The following is a 16,800-nucleotide window of genomic DNA, read 5'->3' on the forward strand; positions in this document are numbered from 1 at the left end:
CGTTCCGGGCTGCGCGTTCGATCGTCCGGTGCCAGGATGCACCAAGGAGAGTGCCAGGATGCACCAGGGAGACCAGCGGGGGGTACGCATGGCACGCACGATCCTGATCACCGGCGCGAGTTCGGGAATCGGCCTGGCCGCGGCCGAGCAGCTCGCCGCGCGGGGCGACGACGTGGTGCTGGTCGGCCGCGACGAGAAGCGCCTGGCAGCGGCGGTCGAACGGGTCACGGCGGCCGGTCAGGGGCGTGAGCCGCGGTGGTTCCGGGCCGACTTCGAGCGGCTGACCGAGGTGCGGAAGCTGGCCGAGCAGGTGCTCTCCGCGTACCCGAAGATCGATGCTCTGGCCAACAACGCGGGCGCGCTGGTGCCGTCGAAGCGGATCACCGAGGACGGCTTCGAGGCGACCATGCAGGGCAACCACCTGGCGCCGTTCCTGCTCAGCGAGCTGCTGCGGGAGGCGTTGCGGGGCGGGCGGATCGTCACCACCGCGTCCGACGCCCATCGCGGCGCCCGGGTCGACCCCTCGTCGTTCACCGGGCCGCGCGGACGTTACATGGGCTTTCCGGTGTACGGCGTGAGCAAGGCCGCGAACGTCCTGTTCGCCGCCGAGGCGGCCCGGCGCTGGCCGGACATCACCAGCGTGAGCTTCCACCCGGGCGTGGTCCGGTCCAACTTCGGCGGCGGGCCGCTGCTGAAGCTCGCCTTCCGCTTCACGCCGTGGCTGCGGAGCGCGGCCAAGGCGGGCGCCGACCTGGTCCACCTGCTCACCGCGCCGTCCCTGGTCAGCGGCGCCTACTACGTACGCGGCAAGGCGGCCTCGCCCTCCGCGACGGTGACCGACCCCGCGCTGGCCGCCCTGCTCTGGGACGCCAGCGCGGAGGCGGTTCACTCGCGGTAGAGCGAGGTCACCTCGATGTGGGTGAGCGGGCCGGTCGGTGGCCGCGATTGAGGCGTCCTGACCAGGGCATGATGGCGGAGTGTGGAACCATCCCAACGTGATCGCCGTGCCGGACGCCCCGAACGCGGCCGCGTAGACGCGATGTCGGTCAGCCTGCACGTCTGGCGGGTGCCGCGACGCCGGCTCGGCGCGGCCTTCCTGCGGATGGCGCTCGATCCGCGGCGGGTGCGCGCGCTGCCCGGTGTCACGTTCGCCAAATTCCTGGGTACGGGAACGGGCGTGTCCTTCGGCCCCTTCGACGCCGATCTCACGCGGTTCGCCGCGCTGGTCGTGTCCCGGGAAGCGGTGCCGTTGCCCTCGTGGGACCGCATCTGCTCGTCGTCCGCCGTGGTCGATCTGGCGCCGCTCCACAGCGTCGGGACGTGGTCGGGGCGAAAGCCGTTCGCCGCCGCTCCCGACAAACCGGACGGCCTGGTGCTCGCGCTGACCCGGGCGCGGCTCCGGCCCTCGCGGGCGCTGACCTTCTGGCAGGCCGTGCCCCCGGTGGTCGCCGCGCTCGACCGGGCGCCCGGCCTGCTCGCCCGGTTCGGTGTCGGCGAAGCGCCGATCGGCTGGCAGGGCACGGTCAGCGTGTGGCGGGGCGCGGCGGAGCTGAGGGACTTCGCGTACCGTCAGCCCGAACACCGTGCGGTGATCGATCGAACACCCACGGACAACTGGTATGCGGAAGACCTGTTCGCACGGTTCGCGGTCCGGGGCATCACCGGCGACCGCGACCTGCTGGGCTGGATGAACGAGAACAAGAACGAGTACGAGAAAGGGCGGGCGCAGCGATGAGGCTCGTGCCGTGGCAACCGGACGATCTGCTCCGGCGGCTGGACGACGTGGTGACGGTGTACGGCGAGGCGATGGGCTACCGCACCGAACTGCTGCAGACCCGCCGCGGCTACATCGGGGCCCACGTCCGCCGGCCCGGGTTCCGGTCGGTCGCCACGCTGTCCACCGAGGGGGCCCTGGCCGGTTTCGGGTACGGCTACACCTCGGGCCCCGGCCAGTGGTGGCACGACCAGGTGCGCGCGGCGTTGCCCTCGGACTCGCGGGAGCAGTGGCTGTCCGACTGCTTCGAGGTCGTCGAACTGCACGTCAAGCCGGCCGCCCAGGGACACGGCGTGGGCGCCCGGCAGCTGCGGGCGCTGCTGGCCATGGCCGACGGGCGTACCGTCCTGCTCTCCACCCCCGAGGCCGACGAGCAGCGGTCCCGGGCCTGGCGCCTCTACCGCCGCTTCGGGTTCGTCGATGTCCTGCGCGACTTCATGTTCCCGGGCGACGAGCGGGCCTTCGCGATCCTCGGCCGGGAACTGCCGCTGGCCGAACGCCCGGTCGACGCGCCGGGCATCGTCGGCATCTGAGGCCTTGATGCGGCGACTCCCCTGGGTGCTGCTCGGCGCCCTGGTGCTGGTGCAGATCTGCTACCCGCTCGCTTCCGACCGCGCTCTTTTTTCGGTGGCGACGGTGGTGCTCGGCTACTTGTTCTCGATCGTCCACGCTTTTCTCAGTCGGGGCCTTCCTGCTTTGCTGGCCCTCCTCGGCGTGACCGTGGGCGGGTTCCTGATCGAGGCGCTCGGGGTGGCGACCGGGTTCCCGTTCGGGTCGTACTCGTACTCCGGCGCCCTCGGGCCGCAACTGCTCGGCGTACCGTTGATCATTCCCCTGGCCTGGACCTGGATGGCCTGGCCGGCGTGGCTGGCCGCGACCCGCCTCGGTTCCTCCCGGTGGGCGCGCATCGCGGTCGGGGCCTTCGGGCTGGCGGCGTGGGATCTCTTCCTCGACCCGCAGATGGTGGCCGAGGGGTATTGGCGATGGCTCGACCCCACGCCCGCGCTGCCCGGGCTGCCCGGTATCCCGGCGGCCAACTTCCTCGGGTGGCTGGGGTTCGCGGTGCTGGTGATGGCCCTGTTGTCCACCGTCGGCGGGTTGTCCACAGGGGACGATCGACCGGCTCTGGCCCTCTGGTTCTGGACGTACGCTTCCTCCGTGCTGGCCCACGCCGTGTTCCTCGACCTCCCCGCCTCCGCGGCCTGGGGCGGCGTCACCATGGGCCTGGTCGTGCTTCCGCTGGCGGTCCGTCTCGCCCGCCGGCGGCCGGCGTGAGCTGGCTCCTCCTGGTGCCGCTGGTGCTGCTCACCGGGCACACCGTGGTGAACGCGCTGCTGCTGCGACGGCCGCCGCGGGGCGCGGTGACCGACCGGCGGGTGGCGGTGCTCCTGCCGCTGCGCGACGAGGCCGACCGCGTGACCCCGTGCCTGTCGGCGTTGCTCGGGCAGCGTGGGGTGCCACAGCTCGAGATCGTGGTGCTGGACGACGGGTCGTCGGACGGGACGGCCGAGGTCGTGCGGTCGGTGGCGGGCGACATGGTGCGGCTGCTGACCGGGGCCACCCCGCCGGACGGGTGGCTGGGCAAGCCACACGCCTGCGCCCAGCTCGCGGCGGCGGCGCCCGACGCCGAGGTGCTGGTGTTCCTGGACGCCGACGTGGTGCTCGCCCCCGACGCGGTGGCCGGTGGCGTGGTCGCGGCCGAGGGATTCGAGCTGCTCAGCCCGTACCCCCGGATCGTCGGCGCCGGCCGCCTGGTCCAGCCGCTGCTCCAGTGGTCGTGGCTGACGTTCCTGCCGTTGCGCGCGATGGAGCGGTCCCCCCGGCCGTCGCTGGCCGCGGCCGGTGGGCAGTGGCTGGTGGTGACCCGCGACGGCTACGACCGGGCGGGCGGCCACGCGGCGGTGCGCGACGAGATCCTCGAAGACATCGCCCTGGCCCGGGCGGTCAAACGCGCCGGCGGTCGGATCGCCCTGGCCGACGGCTCGGCGCTGGCCACCTGCCCGATGTACGACTCGTGGCCGGCCCTGGTCGCGGGCTACACCAAGTCGCTGTGGGCGTCCTTCCCCACGCGGCCGGCCGCCGGCTTCGTCGTGGTCCTGCTCCTCCTCCTGTACGCGGTCCCGCCCGTCCTGCTGCTCACCCGGTGGTGGCCGGTCGCCGCCGCGGCCTACCTCCTGGGCGTGACCGGCCGCCTGGTCACCGCCCGCGCGACCGGCGGCCGCGCCGTCCCCGACGCCCTGGCCCACCCGGCGTCCATCGTCACGTTCGCCTATCTGATCGCCGCCTCCTACCGGCGCCGCCGCAACGGCACCCTGACCTGGCGGGGCCGCGCCGTATGAGCCACGTCGTCGTGATCGGCGCCGGGGTCGGCGGGCTCGCCACCGCGATCCGTCTCGCCGCGGCCGGGCACCGGGTCGTCGTCCACGAGCAGGCCGGCGTCGTCGGCGGCAAGCTCGGCGTGTACGAGCGAGCCGGCTACCGCTTCGACACCGGTCCCAGCCTGCTGACGCTGCCGCGGGTGTTCGACGACCTCGGCCTCGGCCTCACGCCGGAGCGGCTGGACCCGGTGGTACGACACGTCTTCCCCGACGGCAGCGTGCTCGACTCGTCCTCCGATCCCGACGTGTTCCGCGAGCGGATCGCCGACGCCTTCGGGCGAGCGGCCGCCGACGACTGGGCCGCGTTCTGGGCGCGGGCCGAGCAGATCTGGGCCGCGTCCTGGGGCCCGGTGCTGCAACGGCCGGTCACCGCGGCGACGCTGCTGCGACTCTCGTGGCGGGTCAAGGACCTGCGGGCGATCGCCCCCGGCGCCTCGCTGCGCGGGCTCGGCCGCCGCTACCTGCGCGATCCCCGGCTGCGGGTGCTGCTCGACCGCTACGCCACCTACACCGGGGCCGACCCGCGCCGGGCGCCCGCCGCGCTGGCCGCGATCCCCTACGCCGAGCTGGCGTTCGGCGGCTGGTACCTGCCCGGCGGCCTCGGCACCCTGGGCGCGGCGCTGGCCCGGCGCGCCCACTCGCTCGGCGTCGAGATCGTGCTCGACTCCCCCGTCGCCGCCATCGAACAGTCCGGCGGCCGGGTCAGCGGGGTCCGCCTCGACAACGGCCTCCACGCCGCGGCGGACGTCGTCGTGTCCAACGTGGACGCGCTGGTCACCTATCGCGACCTGGTGCCGTCGGCCGGGCGGGTCGCCGGGCTGGCCGACCGGAGCCTGGCCGGCTTCGTGCTGCTGCTCGGGGTGCGCGGTGCGACGCCGGAACTGGCGCACCACACGGTGTTCTTCCCCCGGAACTACGACGCCGAGTTCGACGCGATCTTCGGCGATCCCGGCCGGGGCCGGCGCGCCCGGCCGGCCGACAACCCGGCGATCTTCGTGACCCGGGCCGACGACCCGGCGGTCCGGCCGGACGGGCGCGAAGCGTGGTTCGTGCTGGTCAACGCGCCGCCGCACGGCAGTGGGTGGAATGCGGTCGACTGGCGGCGGCCCGGGCTCGCGCCGGCGTACCAGGATCGGATCCTCGCCCTGCTGGCCCGGCGCGGCCTCGACGTGCGCGACCGGCTGGAGTTCGCCGAGGTGCGCACGCCGGCCGATCTGGCCGCGGCGACCGGCGCGCCCGGCGGCTCGATCTACGGGACGGCGGGTGGGCTGATGCGGTCGCCCAACCGCGGGCCGGTCCCCGGTCTCTACCTGGTCGGCGGCTCCACCCATCCCGGCGGCGGCCTGCCGATGGTCACCCTGTCGGCCCGCATCGTCGCCACCCAGATCGAGGCCGACCTCCGTCAGAGGTCGTAGGGGTAGACACGCTCCGATCCTCTCCCGCCCCACCGGCACCATCCGGCCCACGTGGCGCATCTCTCGCCCAAGATCCACAATGCAGTGACCAGGGGCACACGGGTTGATCGGAACTCACCGTCGATGGCACGGTCACGCTACGGTGGCTTGGCAACCGGACGGCAACCGGGTTGCGACGGTGACGCGACCCCAGAAACGCGACGATGGGGCGTTGGCGGGCGGAGGCGGGGGTGAGATGACGGCCGAGGTGGCGGTTCGTGACCATGTCGCGCTTCTGGCCGCGCTCGAGTGCTCCAGCAGCATCGACGAGTTCGCCGCCGTCCGCGCTCAGGCCGCTGAGCTGCGTGTTCTCGCCTCGGCGGCGGGAGATGACGAGGCGGCACACCGGTGCGACATGCTGATCGCCGACGTGCTCCTCCGCGAGGGGCAGCTGGGCGCCGGCGGCCGCAGCGCGCGGCGTACGCAGACGTGGGCCGAGCAGCACGCGAAGCCGTACGTCCTGGCCCGCGCCCATCGGGTGCTCGCGAACTTCTACCGGCTGCTCGGCGACTTCCCCGAGGCGCTGGCCCACGCCGTGCAGGGGGTGGCGAACCTGCCGGCCGACGCGCCGCCCGCGGTCCGCGCCCGCCACCTGCTCATGCTGGGCTGCGCGCTCGACGACAACGGCTCGTTCGACGAGGGTGAGCTGCGCTATCGCGAGGTGCTGCGGATCGCCGGCGAGCTCGGTGACGACGGGCTCACCCTGCGGGCGTTGAACAACCTGGCCTACAACGCGTACGAGGCGGGTGACGAACCCACGGCGAGCGCGCTGACCGGCCGGATGCGGGAGGTGGCACGGCGCGGGCGCCCGCTCGCGGCGAAGGAGCTCGACACCATCGCGCGCGTGGCGTTGATGGCCGGCCGCCATGACGAGCTCGAGGCCACGCTGGCCGGGGCGGTCGACGGCACCATTCTGGACACCGACGGCGACGGCGCGGCGGAATGCCTGCTCACGCTGGCCGAGGCGCGTCGCGAGACGGGACGGCCGGCGGCGGCGCAGGCCGCGTTGGACCTCGCGGTGCGGTGGTGCGAGCGCAACGGCCTGACCCGGGTACGCGTTCAGGTGCGCCGGGAGCAGGCGGCGTTGTTCGCCGCCGCGGGGCGGTACCGGGACGCGTACGAGGAGTTGCTGCTCTTCAACGACGGGCTGGCCGCCCTGCAGAGCACCCAGCGTGAGGCCCGCGCCCGGGCGATGCAGGCGGTGTTCGAGGCCGACGAGTTCCGCGAGCTGGCCAACCACGACTCGCTGACCGGGCTCTACAACCGGCGGTACGTCGACGAGCAGCTGCCCGCCCTGCTGGCGCGCGGCGGGTCGCTGTCGGTGGCGATCCTCGACCTCGACCACTTCAAGCAGGTCAACGACACGTTGTCGCATGCGACCGGTGACGCCGTGCTGCGGCAGATCGGCCGGTTGCTGCCCGACGGCACGGACGGCCCGGCGCTGGCCGCGCGCCTGGGTGGCGAGGAGTTCCTGCTGATCCTGCCGGGCTTCGACGCGGTCGCGGCGGTGCGCTGGTGTGAGGGGCTGCGGCTGACCATCCGCGACTTCCCGTGGGCCACGATCACCGGCGGGCTGCCGGTGACCGCGAGCATCGGCGTCGCCACCGCGTCCGGCCAGGTGACGGTCTCGGCGCTGCTGGCGGTGGCCGACGACAACCTGTACGCCGCGAAGCGGGCGGGCCGCGACCGCGTCGCCGCCTGAAAAAGCTCGTCCCAGCGGCAGGCTCATGGGCGGGCCGGCCCTGCCGATGGGAAGCGGCGAGTCCGGTGACCCACGCCGACGCCATCGCGAGGGAGGCGGCCCCGTGCCCAGTTCCGGCCAGCTGGACGACGCCCACGCGGCGGCGATCGAGCGGGCCTACGATCTGATCGGGCTGGCGCAGGGGCAGAAGGTGGACGCCGAGATCGGCGCGGCCGAGGCCGAAGGGGCCGCGCGGGGCTGGACCGACGTACGGCTGCTCCTGAAGTGGGCCCGCACGATGGCCGCGCGCGAGTCCGGGAGCGACAACTCGGCCTATCTGCAAGCCATGCACGACCTGGCCGAGTCCACCGGCGAGACGTCGTTGCTCGCGCTCGCGCTGGCCACGGCGGCGGCCCGGCGCGGCAAACTCGAGCGGGCCCTGGACGTGACCGAGTCCACCGCCACCCCGCTGGTGCGCGCCGTGGCGCTGCTCGACGAGGAGAGCGGCCCGGTGATCCACCGCGCGGCCGCCCTGATCGAGGTCGGCGTGGCCGCGCAGGACCGGGGGTTCTGGGAGCTGGCCGTCGAGTACTACGACCGGGCCGAACGGTACCTGGACGGCGCCGACGATCCGCGCCTGGCCGCGACGGTCCGGCTGCAGCGCCGGGTGCTCAGCTACAACCGGGCCGAGGTGGTGCTCGACTGGGCGAGCGCACAGGCCATGATCGGCGGCTGGGACTCGGCCGCGCTGAACGCCGCGGGTGCGCTGCCGTGCGGTTACGACGCCATCGACGGGGACTGGCCGGCCAGCTGGGAGATGGAGCACCGGGCCCATCTGCACCTGCTCACGGCCCTCGCCGGGATGCGCCCGTCCGACTTCGCCCGCCGGCGGGAGGAGGCCAGCACGGGCGTCTCGCGGGCCGCGGTCGTCGCGCTGGGCGAGGCCATCGGCGCCGCCCGCACCGCCGATACCGCCGGCGCGGCCCGGCTCGCCATGGACCTGGCCGACCGTCTCGGCTGGGCCACCCCGCAGGGCACCCGGCTGCTGTGCATGAGCATCGCCGCCCGGCAGCCGGGAACGCCGGCCGCGGTGGCCGCGTACGCCGACGAGCTGGCGCTGCTGCGCTGGAACGCCCGGCTCGACCAGGCGACCGGCCTGCGGGACGCGATCGACGTCGAGCGTCAGCGGCGCGACCACGAGCAGCTCCGCCGGCAGGTGCTGGTCGACGAGCTGACCGGCCTGGCCAACCGGCGGGGCTACCGCGCCTATCTCAACGCGAGGCTGAACCCGGGGGCCGCCTCGGAGGAGCCGCGGGAGTACGCCGTCATGATGGTCGACGTCGATCACTTCAAGCGGGTCAACGACCGCTTCGGCCACGATGTCGGCGACCTCGTCCTGGCCCGGATCTCCCAGGTCCTGTCCGCGCAGGTGCGCCCGGTGGATCTGGCCGCGCGGCTCGGCGGCGACGAGTTCGTCGTGGTCCTCGCGGGGGTCGGGCCGGACCATCCGGAGAAGCGGGCGCAGGAGATCATCGACACGGTCCGAGAGCAGGCGTGGGACGAGGTGGCGCCCGGCCTCACGGTGTCGATCAGCATCGGTGTCCACCGCGGCGGCGTCCAGGAGCTGCCGACCCTGCTGACCGACGCCGACCGCAACCTCTACCACGCCAAGAACACCGGCCGCGGCCGGATCGCGGCGACCCGGCGGTAGGGCGTACGCCCTGATCGTTTTTCAAGCGAGAAGCGAAAGACCCAGATCGGTCGCCGCGTACGTGACCGAGCGCCCGGTTCGCGTCCGGCTGACCAGCCCGGCCGCGTGCAGCACGGCCAGGTGCCCGCCGACCGTGCCGAGACCCACCCCGAGCTGCGCGACGAGCTGACTGGTGGTGGCGGGCGCGGCCAGGGCCCGCAGCACGGCCGCCCGCCCGGCCCCGAGCAGCGGACCGAGCGCGTCGTCGTGTGGTGGAACCGGCGGCCCGAGCAGGTCGGCGATCCCCCGCGCGCGGTAGACGATGGTGAACGGCTGCGGCGGCTTGGACCGGACGATCAGGTCGCTGAAGATGCTCGGCGTGAACATCAGGCCCTGGCCCTTCACCTCGTACACCTCCGGATCGGACATCCGGATCGCGATGCCGCCGCCGGCCCACGTCACCCGCGGGTGCAGCTGGTCGAGGGCGGACGCCCAGCCGTAGGCGGCGAGGCGGCCGGCGCGCTGCACGATGTCGCGTTCGAGGACGGCGCGCAGCCGCGGCCATTCCGGCTCGATCAGGGTGTGCCAGGCCATCTCGAAGGCGTCGGCCAGCGCGTCGACCACCTCCGGGGCGTCGAGGATGCCCGGCTTCTGCCGCCCCGGGAAGGTGAGGTCGATCTCGGTGCGGGCCAGCGCGAGCGGCGTGGCCCGCAGCCCGGCCAGCTCGCCGGCGAACGAGCTGTGCGGTCCGATCGGCGGCGGCAGCAGGAAGTCGGCGTTGTAGCCGCCCTTCCGGAACATCGCGATCAGCGCGCCCACCTTGGGCTCGGCGCGGCGCAGCTCGGCCAGCCGCGCCCGGCGCCGCTCCACCCACGGCCGGATCGCGCCGGCCGGATCGACACCGCTCAGCAGGCGCAGCGCGGTATGCGTCTCGATCAGCGGCGAGATCGCGTAGCTGCACGAGGCGAGCCCCGACTCACCCAGTTTGATCAGCATGTTTCGCCCACCGACGAAACCTTAGACGCTGGGATACGCGGTGACGACAGTGTTCCCATGACGACCTACCGGCAGGTCTTCGCCGTGGGCGAGTTCCGGGCGCTGCTCGGCGGCTTCGCCCTGATGCTCACCGGCGAGACCGTGAAGATGCTGGCCCTGGCCGTGCTGGTCTACGCCGGCACCGGCTCGCCGCTGCTGGCCGCGCTGGCCTACGTGGCCGGCTTCCTGCCCCAGGCGTTCGGGGGCACCCTGCTGCTGTCCCTGGCCGACCGCTGGCGTCCCCGCACCGTCCTGGTCGCCTACGACCTGCTGCGCCTGGCCGCCGGCGTGGTGCTGGCCGCCGGTTGGCTGCCGCCGCTGGGCATGATGCTGCTGGTCTTCGTGACCGGCGCCGTGTCACCCATCGCGATGGCGGCCCGCACCGCGGTGCTGCCCGACCTGCTCACCGGCGACCGATACGTGCTCGGCCGGTCCCTGTTCACCCTGGTGTCGGCCGGGATGCAGGTGGTCGGCGCGGCGGTCGGCGGCGTGCTGCTCGCGGTGGTCGGCCCGGCCGGCGCCCTCTGGCTCGCGGCCGCCTCGTGTGCGGCATCGCTGCTGGTCAGCCGGTTCGGCGTTCGCGACTGGCCGGCCCGCGGCGTCTCCTCGGGCGGAGCGGTCCGGGAAACCTTGCGGGTCAACGGCCTGCTGCTGCGCGACCGGCCGCTGCGTGGCCTGCTGCTGGCGCACTGGGCGCCGGTCGTGCTGATGGTCGGGGCCGAGGGCGTGGTCGTCCCGTACGCCGCGGGCCTCGGCCGGGAGTCGGCCACCGGCGTCCTGCTGGCCGTGGCGGCCGGTGGGATGCTGGCCGGCGAGTTCCTGGTCGGCCGCTTCCTGCCGCCCCGGCGCCGCGAGCGCCTCACGCCCTGGCTGGCGCTGCTCCTCGGCGTACCCCTGTTGCTCTTCCTGTGGCAGCCCGGCGTGCTCGTGGCGGCGGTGGCCCTGGGCCTGGCCACGGCCGGGATGTCCTACCACCTCGGCCTGGCCCGGCGCTTCCTGGAGGCGGCGCCCGAGGCCCACCGGGGCCAGGCGTTCGGACTGCTCACCACCGGGATGATGACCCTGCAGGGCCTGACCATGGCCGGCGCCGGCGCGCTGGCCGAGTGGTGGTCCCCCGGCACAGTGATGGCCATGGCCGGCGTGGCGTCCCTGCTGGCGACGGCCACCCTGTGGCCCCGCCTCCGCCCGCCCACCGCGAACGCCCTGCTCGACGCCCCGGAGCGGTCCGAACCTCGACCGTGAACCGAAGGCGCCGGCCTCTCCGATCAGGACGGCCGGGCCACGTAGCCCGTCTTGACCGTGGACGAGAAGCCGCAGGACCGGTAGAACGCGTGCGTCGACTCCCGGCGCGAGCCGGTCATCAGCATGGCCTTGTAGCAGCCCGCCGCCCAGGCCGTCCGCAGCGTCTCGGCCATGATCCGCTTGCCGAATCCCTGGCCCCGCAACGACTCCTCGACCACGACATTCTCGATCACCGCGTACGGGGACGCCGACCGGCTGATGTTCGGGATGATGTTGAGATAGGTGGACGCGATCACGGCGCCCTCATGTTCGAGGACGAACAGGGTCAGCACCGGATTGCCGAGGATCCGGTGGAAAGCCGCCACATCGGATCCGTCGTCGAGAATCGGGTCGTCGGGGGCCAGCTGGCGGTAGAGGCGCATGACGTCGTCGAAATCGCCCGGCTGGGCCGCACGGAACATCGCCTGAGCGTAACAACCGGCCGGACCACCGATCTCCGCCCGGCGGTCGCGGCACGGGCCGGACCGGCCGCCTCCTCGCGGAGTGGGGACAGGGCCGTGGTGTGCGCGTACCCGTCAGAGGTTTTTGAGAACCGTCACGCCGGCGGGGAGGGCGTCGGGCAGAGAGATGTGGGTGAGGACGACGTTGCGGAGCGCGGCGGCCGCGTGGGGGAGGACGACGCGGCGGCGATGGGCCAGGGCGATCGTGCGGCGCAGGCCCGGCGCGGCCAGCGGGGTGGCGCGGAGCAGGGGGCGTTTGGCCAGCACCATGCTCGGGACCAGCGCCACGCCCAGGCCGGCCTCGACGAAGGCCAGGACCGCGTCCATCTCGCCGCCCTCGACCGCGAAGCGTGGTGTCACGCCGGCCTCGCGGCAGGCCGCCAGGGTCACCTCGCGCAGGTCGTAGCCGGGGCGGAACATCACCAGCGGCGTGTGGGCCAGCTCGGTCAGCTCGAGGTGCGGGGAGATCGTCGGCGGCGGGCCGGCCAGGCGGGAGGCCACGACCAGGCTCTCGGTCAGGATCGGCTCGGCCCGCAGCGCCGGGTCGGCGCCCGCGCCGGGCTCGACGATCAGGGCCAGGTCGAGGGTGTGTTCGAGCAGGCCGGCGCTGAGGTCGGGCGAGCTGCCCTCGGTGACGTGCAGGCGGATGTCGGGGTGCGCCTTCCGGTACGTACGCAGGACCGCCGGCACCAGCGACGAACAGAGGCTGGGCGTCGCGCCCAGCCGTACCTCGCCCCGGCGCAGCCCGACGACGTCGCGCACCGCGCCCACCGCCGCGTCGGCGTCGGCCACCATGCGCTGGGCCATCGGCAGCAACGTCTCGCCGGCCGCGGTCAGCGTCACCGCCCCGCGCACGCGGTCGAAGAGTGGCGCGCCGAGCGACGCCTCGAGCGTGTGAATCTGCTTACTCAAGGTTGGCTGCGCCACACCCAGCAAATCGGCTGCTTGCGTGAAATGCCGGGTTTCCACCACTGCGAGGAAGTAACGCAGCTGTTGCAACTGCATCTGAATAGCCTCCCTCTATCGAAACCTACCCCATCATGCATTGGACGAATCACGCCGCCACGACCTACCGTCCGGGACGTGGCGGTAATGACAAAAGCGCCGGTTCGCAGACCGGTCCCGGCGGCGCGCAGCACGGTCTCGCTGAAGCTCCTCATGGCGGTGACCGGTGTCCTGCTGGTCGCGTTCCTCTTCGCGCACATGGCCGGCAACCTCAAGCTCTTCGTGGGGGCCGAGAACTTCGACCACTACGCACACTGGCTGCGCACGCTGGGCACGCCGCTGCTGCCGGAGGCCTGGTATCTGTGGATCCAGCGGGCCGGCCTGACGGTGGCCCTGATCGGGCACGTCGCGGCCGCGGTGATTCTCGCGCGGCGCGCTCGCAAGGCCAGGCCCGTCCGGTACGCGCACCGCCCCAAGGTCCAGGGCTCGTACGCGGCCCGGACCATGCGCTGGGGCGGCGTCATCATCCTGCTCTTCGCGATCTTCCACATCCTCGACCTGACCACCGGCACGGTGAACCCGGCCGGCGGCGACAGCGAGCCCTCGGCCCGGGTGATCGCCGGCTTCGCGCCGGACCGCTGGTACGTGACGCTGTTCTACACCCTGGCCATCGTGGCGGTCGGATTCCATCTGCGGCACGGCATCTTCAGCGCCGTGCGTACCCTCGGCCAGCGCTCGGCGCGTGGTGAGCGACGTGCCCGTCAGGTCGCGCTGGTCCTGTCCCTGATCCTGGTGATCGGCTACCTCTCGGTGCCGTTTGCCGTCCTCACCGGATTGGTGAAATGACCATGGACCTCTGGCAGACCGGTGACCCCATCCGTGACCAGGCCGCGCCGGACGGGCCGGTCGAGACCCGCTGGGAGCGGCGGCGCTTCTCGGCCAAACTGGTCAACCCGGCCAACCGTCGCAAGCTTTCGGTGATCGTGGTCGGCACGGGACTGGCCGGCGGCTCGGCGGCGGCGACGCTGGCCGAGGCGGGCTACCGGGTGCGGTCGTACTGCTATCAGGACAGCCCGCGGCGCGCGCACTCGATCGCGGCGCAGGGCGGCATCAACGCGGCCAAGAACTATCGCAACGACGGCGACTCGGTCTACCGGCTGTTCTACGACACCGTGAAGGGCGGCGACTTCCGCGCCCGCGAGTCCAACGTGTACCGGCTGGCCGAGGTGTCGGTGAACATCATCGACCAGTGCGTGGCGCAGGGTGTGCCGTTCGCCCGGGAGTACGGCGGGCTGCTGGACAACCGGTCGTTCGGCGGCACGCAGGTGTCCCGCACGTTCTACGCCAGGGGCCAGACCGGTCAGCAGTTGCTGCTCGGGGCGTACCAGGCGATGGAGCGGCAGATCGCGGCCGGGAACATCGAGATGCACGCCCGGCACGAGATGCTCGAGCTCATCGTGGTCGACGGCCGCGCCCGCGGCATCGTGGTCCGCGACATGGTCACCGGCGAGATCACCACCGACCTGGCCGACGCGGTGGTGCTGGCCTCGGGCGGGTACGGCAACGTGTTCTTCCTGTCCACCAACGCCAAGGGCTGCAACGTGACGGCGACCTGGCGGGCGCACCGCAAGGGCGCGCTGTTCGCCAACCCGTGCTACACCCAGATCCACCCCACGTGCATCCCGGAATCGGGTACGCACCAGTCGAAGCTGACGCTGATGAGCGAGTCGCTGCGCAACGACGGCCGGGTGTGGGTTCCGCTCTCGGCCGCGGACTGCGGCAAGCCGGCGGCCGAGATCCCGGAAGAAGCTCGCGACTACTACCTCGAGCGGATCTATCCGTCGTTCGGCAACCTGGTCCCCCGCGACATCGCGTCGCGTGCGGCCAAGAACGTCTGTGATGAAGGTCGTGGGGTCGGGCCGGGTGGGCTCGGGGTCTATCTGGACTTCGCGGACGCGATTTCGCGGCTGGGCCGGGACGCGGTGGAGGCCAAGTACGGCAACCTGTTCGAGATGTACCAGCGGATCACCGGCGAGGATCCCTATGAGGTCCCGATGCGGATCTATCCGGCGGTGCACTACACGATGGGCGGGCTCTGGGTCGACTACGACCTGCAGTCCACGATCCCGGGCCTCTTCGTGATCGGTGAGGCCAACTTCTCGGATCACGGGGCGAACCGGCTGGGCGCGTCGGCGCTCATGCAGGGGCTCGCCGATGGCTACTTCGTGTTGCCCAACACGATCAACAACTATCTGGCCGCCGGGCCCTTTCCTGACATTTCTGACAGTGATCAGGTCTCGGAGGCGACCACGGCGGTCAAGGAGCGGATCGACAAGCTGCTGGCCGTGAACGGCGACCGGACCGTCGACTCCTTCCACCGCGAGCTCGGCCACATCATGTGGGAGTACTGCGGCATGGAGCGCACCGAGGAGGGCCTGACCAAGGCGATCGGCCTGATCCGCGGCCTGCGCGACGAGTTCTGGACCCGGGTCAAGGTGCCCGGCGCCGGCGAGCAGCTCAACCAGAACCTGGAGAAGGCCGGCCGGGTCGCCGACTTCTTCGAGCTGGCCGAGTTGATGTGCATCGACGCGCTGCACCGGCGGGAGTCGGCCGGCGGCCACTTCCGCGCCGAGTCGCACACCCCCGACGGCGAGGCGTTGCGCCACGATGACGAGTTCTCGTACGTCGCGGCCTGGGCTTTTTCGGCTGACGGAAAGCCGACGCTGCACAAGGAAAACCTCGACTTCGAGTACGTCCACCCGAGCACCCGGAGCTACAAGTAATGGACATCCAGGTTCGCGTCTGGCGCCAGTCCTCAGCCGAGGACCGCGGCCGGATGGTCAGCTACGACGTCAAGGACATCTCCCCCGACGCCAGCTTTCTGGAGATGCTCGACGTACTCAACGAGAAGTTGATCCTCGACGGCGACGACCCGGTCGCCTTCGACCACGACTGCCGCGAGGGCATCTGCGGCATGTGCGGCATGATGATCAACGGTGTGGCGCACGGCCCCGAGCGCGCCACCACCACCTGCCAGCTGCACATGCGCCACTTCAACGACGGCGACGTGATCGACGTCGAGCCGTGGCGCGCCGCCGCCTTCCCGGTGATCAAGGACCTGGTGGTCGACCGCGGCGCCTTCGACACGATCATCCAGGCCGGCGGCTACATCTCGGCGCCCACCGGCACCGCCCCCGACGCCCACGCGACGCCGGTGCCGAAGTCCGACGCCGACGCCGCCTTCGAGGCCGCCACCTGCATCGGCTGCGGCGCCTGCGTGGCCGCCTGCCCGAACGGCTCCAGCATGCTGTTCACCGCGGCCAAGGTCGCCCACCTGGGCCTGCTCCCCCAGGGCCAGCCCGAACGCGACACCCGCGTCATCGACATGATCACCGCCCAGGACGAGGCCGGTTTCGGCGGCTGCACCAACGCCGGCGAGTGCACCACGGTCTGCCCCAAGGGCATCCCGCTGACCCTGATCGGCCGCCTCAACGCCGACTACCGCAACGCCCTCCGCAAGCGTTAGTCAGTTCTTGCCGGCGATGGCGGCGTGGATGAAGTCGGTGAGGGTGTCGACGACCTCGTCGCCGCCCTCCCAGGTGGCGATGAAGCCGTGCAGCAGGGTGGTGATCATCCTGGCCACGGTGAGCGGGTCGGGCAGCGCCAGCTTGGCCAGGTGGTCGGCGATGTGCTGGACGTCGGGCTCGACCATCTCGCGCATCCGGCGGGCGAAGGACGCGTCCACCGTGGCCGCCTGCTCCAGGGCCACCATGACCGTGCGGTGCCGGCGGTAGAAGTCCCAGTAGACGGCCACGTGCCAGCGGACGGCGGACCGGTCGCGGAAGTCGTCGCTGTGGCCGGCCGCCGCCGCGCTCTCGTCGCCGATCTTCAGCAGGTCGGCCAGGAGCGCCTCGAGCAGCGCCTCCTTGTTGGCGTAGTGGGTGTAGAACGAGCCCGCGGCCCGGCCCGCCTCGGCCGTGATGTCGGTGATCTTGGTGTTCAGGTAGCCGAGCCGGCCGAACGCGCGGACCGCCGCCAGCTTCAACTCGGCCCCGGTCTGAGCCGCCTGCTCCTTGCGCATGGCGACGAGCCTACCGTACG

Annotated in this window: 16 protein-coding genes; 12 read left to right on the forward strand and 4 right to left on the reverse strand. The window is 72.5% G+C overall.

What is annotated here, in order from left to right:
* Nucleotides 1-88: 88 nt before the first annotated feature.
* The 8 genes from AB0M54_RS08065 (at nucleotide 89) to AB0M54_RS08100 (ending at nucleotide 8,998) form a co-directional block, all read left to right on the forward strand.
* Nucleotides 89-898, forward strand: coding sequence for an SDR family NAD(P)-dependent oxidoreductase (locus tag AB0M54_RS08065; RefSeq protein WP_364469832.1), 810 nt, complete (start codon nucleotides 89-91; stop codon nucleotides 896-898).
* A 141-nt stretch (nucleotides 899-1,039) separates the two neighbouring features.
* Nucleotides 1,040-1,735 (forward strand): monooxygenase, encoded by a 696-nt coding sequence (locus tag AB0M54_RS08070; protein WP_364469834.1) that lies wholly within the window; start codon nucleotides 1,040-1,042, stop codon nucleotides 1,733-1,735.
* Entirely contained in the window at nucleotides 1,732-2,307 is a 576-nt protein-coding gene (locus AB0M54_RS08075; RefSeq protein ID WP_364469837.1) for a GNAT family N-acetyltransferase, read from the forward strand. Before AB0M54_RS08070 ends, AB0M54_RS08075 begins: the two co-directional genes overlap by 4 nt.
* A gap of 7 nt (nucleotides 2,308-2,314) precedes the next feature.
* Nucleotides 2,315-3,049 (forward strand): carotenoid biosynthesis protein, encoded by a 735-nt coding sequence (locus AB0M54_RS08080; RefSeq protein WP_364469839.1) that lies wholly within the window; start codon nucleotides 2,315-2,317, stop codon nucleotides 3,047-3,049.
* A complete protein-coding gene (locus AB0M54_RS08085) occupies nucleotides 3,046-4,113 on the forward strand; it encodes a glycosyltransferase (protein ID WP_364469841.1) in 1,068 nt (355 codons plus the stop codon). Before AB0M54_RS08080 ends, AB0M54_RS08085 begins: the two co-directional genes overlap by 4 nt.
* Nucleotides 4,110-5,567, forward strand: a complete 1,458-nt coding sequence (gene crtI / locus AB0M54_RS08090) for a phytoene desaturase family protein (RefSeq protein WP_364469843.1) — start codon at nucleotides 4,110-4,112, stop codon at nucleotides 5,565-5,567. The genes AB0M54_RS08085 and crtI overlap by 4 nt, the downstream gene beginning before the upstream one ends.
* Nucleotides 5,568-5,802: 235 nt before the next feature.
* On the forward strand, nucleotides 5,803-7,308 hold the full coding sequence (locus AB0M54_RS08095) for a GGDEF domain-containing protein (protein ID WP_364332361.1): 1,506 nt from the start codon (nucleotides 5,803-5,805) through the stop codon (nucleotides 7,306-7,308).
* A 103-nt stretch (nucleotides 7,309-7,411) separates the two neighbouring features.
* A complete protein-coding gene (locus tag AB0M54_RS08100; protein ID WP_364469845.1) occupies nucleotides 7,412-8,998 on the forward strand; it encodes a GGDEF domain-containing protein in 1,587 nt (528 codons plus the stop codon).
* A 21-nt stretch (nucleotides 8,999-9,019) separates the two neighbouring features.
* Here AB0M54_RS08100 and AB0M54_RS08105 read toward each other — a convergent pair whose 3' ends face one another.
* Nucleotides 9,020-9,973, reverse strand: a complete 954-nt coding sequence (locus AB0M54_RS08105) for an ArsR family transcriptional regulator (protein ID WP_364469847.1) — start codon at nucleotides 9,971-9,973, stop codon at nucleotides 9,020-9,022.
* A 33-nt stretch (nucleotides 9,974-10,006) separates the two neighbouring features.
* Here AB0M54_RS08105 and AB0M54_RS08110 point away from each other — a divergent pair, with 33 nt between their 5' ends.
* The gene (locus AB0M54_RS08110; protein ID WP_364470047.1) at nucleotides 10,007-11,254 is read left to right on the forward strand and encodes an MFS transporter; all 1,248 of its coding nucleotides are present in this window, start codon (nucleotides 10,007-10,009) and stop codon (nucleotides 11,252-11,254) included.
* Nucleotides 11,255-11,277: 23 nt separating this feature from the next.
* Here the strand turns inward: AB0M54_RS08110 and AB0M54_RS08115 are convergent, their stop codons facing one another.
* Together AB0M54_RS08115 and AB0M54_RS08120 are read right to left on the reverse strand one after the other, a co-directional pair.
* Complete coding sequence (locus AB0M54_RS08115; RefSeq protein ID WP_364332372.1) at nucleotides 11,278-11,715, reverse strand: GNAT family N-acetyltransferase; 438 nt, start codon at nucleotides 11,713-11,715, stop codon at nucleotides 11,278-11,280.
* Nucleotides 11,716-11,829: 114 nt separating this feature from the next.
* A complete protein-coding gene (locus AB0M54_RS08120) occupies nucleotides 11,830-12,765 on the reverse strand; it encodes a LysR family transcriptional regulator (RefSeq protein ID WP_364332467.1) in 936 nt (311 codons plus the stop codon).
* A gap of 81 nt (nucleotides 12,766-12,846) precedes the next feature.
* Between AB0M54_RS08120 and AB0M54_RS08125 the strand changes: the two genes are divergently transcribed.
* The 3 genes from AB0M54_RS08125 to AB0M54_RS08135 are packed head-to-tail and all read left to right on the forward strand — an operon-like array spanning nucleotide 12,847 to nucleotide 16,225.
* The gene (locus AB0M54_RS08125; protein ID WP_364332375.1) at nucleotides 12,847-13,545 is read left to right on the forward strand and encodes a succinate dehydrogenase cytochrome b subunit; all 699 of its coding nucleotides are present in this window, start codon (nucleotides 12,847-12,849) and stop codon (nucleotides 13,543-13,545) included.
* Between the two features lie 2 nt (nucleotides 13,546-13,547).
* Nucleotides 13,548-15,482, forward strand: a complete 1,935-nt coding sequence (locus tag AB0M54_RS08130) for a fumarate reductase/succinate dehydrogenase flavoprotein subunit (RefSeq protein WP_364470049.1) — start codon at nucleotides 13,548-13,550, stop codon at nucleotides 15,480-15,482.
* A complete protein-coding gene (locus AB0M54_RS08135; protein WP_364469849.1) occupies nucleotides 15,482-16,225 on the forward strand; it encodes a succinate dehydrogenase/fumarate reductase iron-sulfur subunit in 744 nt (247 codons plus the stop codon). The genes AB0M54_RS08130 and AB0M54_RS08135 overlap by 1 nt, the downstream gene beginning before the upstream one ends.
* Here the strand turns inward: AB0M54_RS08135 and AB0M54_RS08140 are convergent, their stop codons facing one another.
* Nucleotides 16,226-16,780 (reverse strand): TetR/AcrR family transcriptional regulator, encoded by a 555-nt coding sequence (locus AB0M54_RS08140; RefSeq protein ID WP_364332381.1) that lies wholly within the window; start codon nucleotides 16,778-16,780, stop codon nucleotides 16,226-16,228.
* Nucleotides 16,781-16,800 lie beyond the last annotated feature (20 nt).

The organism is Actinoplanes sp. NPDC051470 (assembly GCF_040682035.1).
In the GTDB taxonomy this organism is placed as follows: domain Bacteria; phylum Actinomycetota; class Actinomycetes; order Mycobacteriales; family Micromonosporaceae; genus Actinoplanes.

Coding starts and splice junctions, on each gene's coding strand:
- AB0M54_RS08065 (WP_364469832.1), top strand. CDS start 89: ATGGCACGCACGATCCTGATCACCGGCGCGAGTTCGGGAATCGGCCTG.
- AB0M54_RS08070 (WP_364469834.1), top strand. CDS start 1,040: ATGTCGGTCAGCCTGCACGTCTGGCGGGTGCCGCGACGCCGGCTCGGC.
- AB0M54_RS08075 (WP_364469837.1), top strand. CDS start 1,732: ATGAGGCTCGTGCCGTGGCAACCGGACGATCTGCTCCGGCGGCTGGAC.
- AB0M54_RS08080 (WP_364469839.1), top strand. CDS start 2,315: ATGCGGCGACTCCCCTGGGTGCTGCTCGGCGCCCTGGTGCTGGTGCAG.
- crtI (WP_364469843.1), top strand. CDS start 4,110: ATGAGCCACGTCGTCGTGATCGGCGCCGGGGTCGGCGGGCTCGCCACC.
- AB0M54_RS08095 (WP_364332361.1), top strand. CDS start 5,803: ATGACGGCCGAGGTGGCGGTTCGTGACCATGTCGCGCTTCTGGCCGCG.
- AB0M54_RS08105 (WP_364469847.1), bottom strand. CDS start 9,973: ATGCTGATCAAACTGGGTGAGTCGGGGCTCGCCTCGTGCAGCTACGCG.
- AB0M54_RS08115 (WP_364332372.1), bottom strand. CDS start 11,715: ATGTTCCGTGCGGCCCAGCCGGGCGATTTCGACGACGTCATGCGCCTC.
- AB0M54_RS08125 (WP_364332375.1), top strand. CDS start 12,847: ATGACAAAAGCGCCGGTTCGCAGACCGGTCCCGGCGGCGCGCAGCACG.
- AB0M54_RS08130 (WP_364470049.1), top strand. CDS start 13,548: ATGGACCTCTGGCAGACCGGTGACCCCATCCGTGACCAGGCCGCGCCG.
- AB0M54_RS08135 (WP_364469849.1), top strand. CDS start 15,482: ATGGACATCCAGGTTCGCGTCTGGCGCCAGTCCTCAGCCGAGGACCGC.
- AB0M54_RS08140 (WP_364332381.1), bottom strand. CDS start 16,780: ATGCGCAAGGAGCAGGCGGCTCAGACCGGGGCCGAGTTGAAGCTGGCG.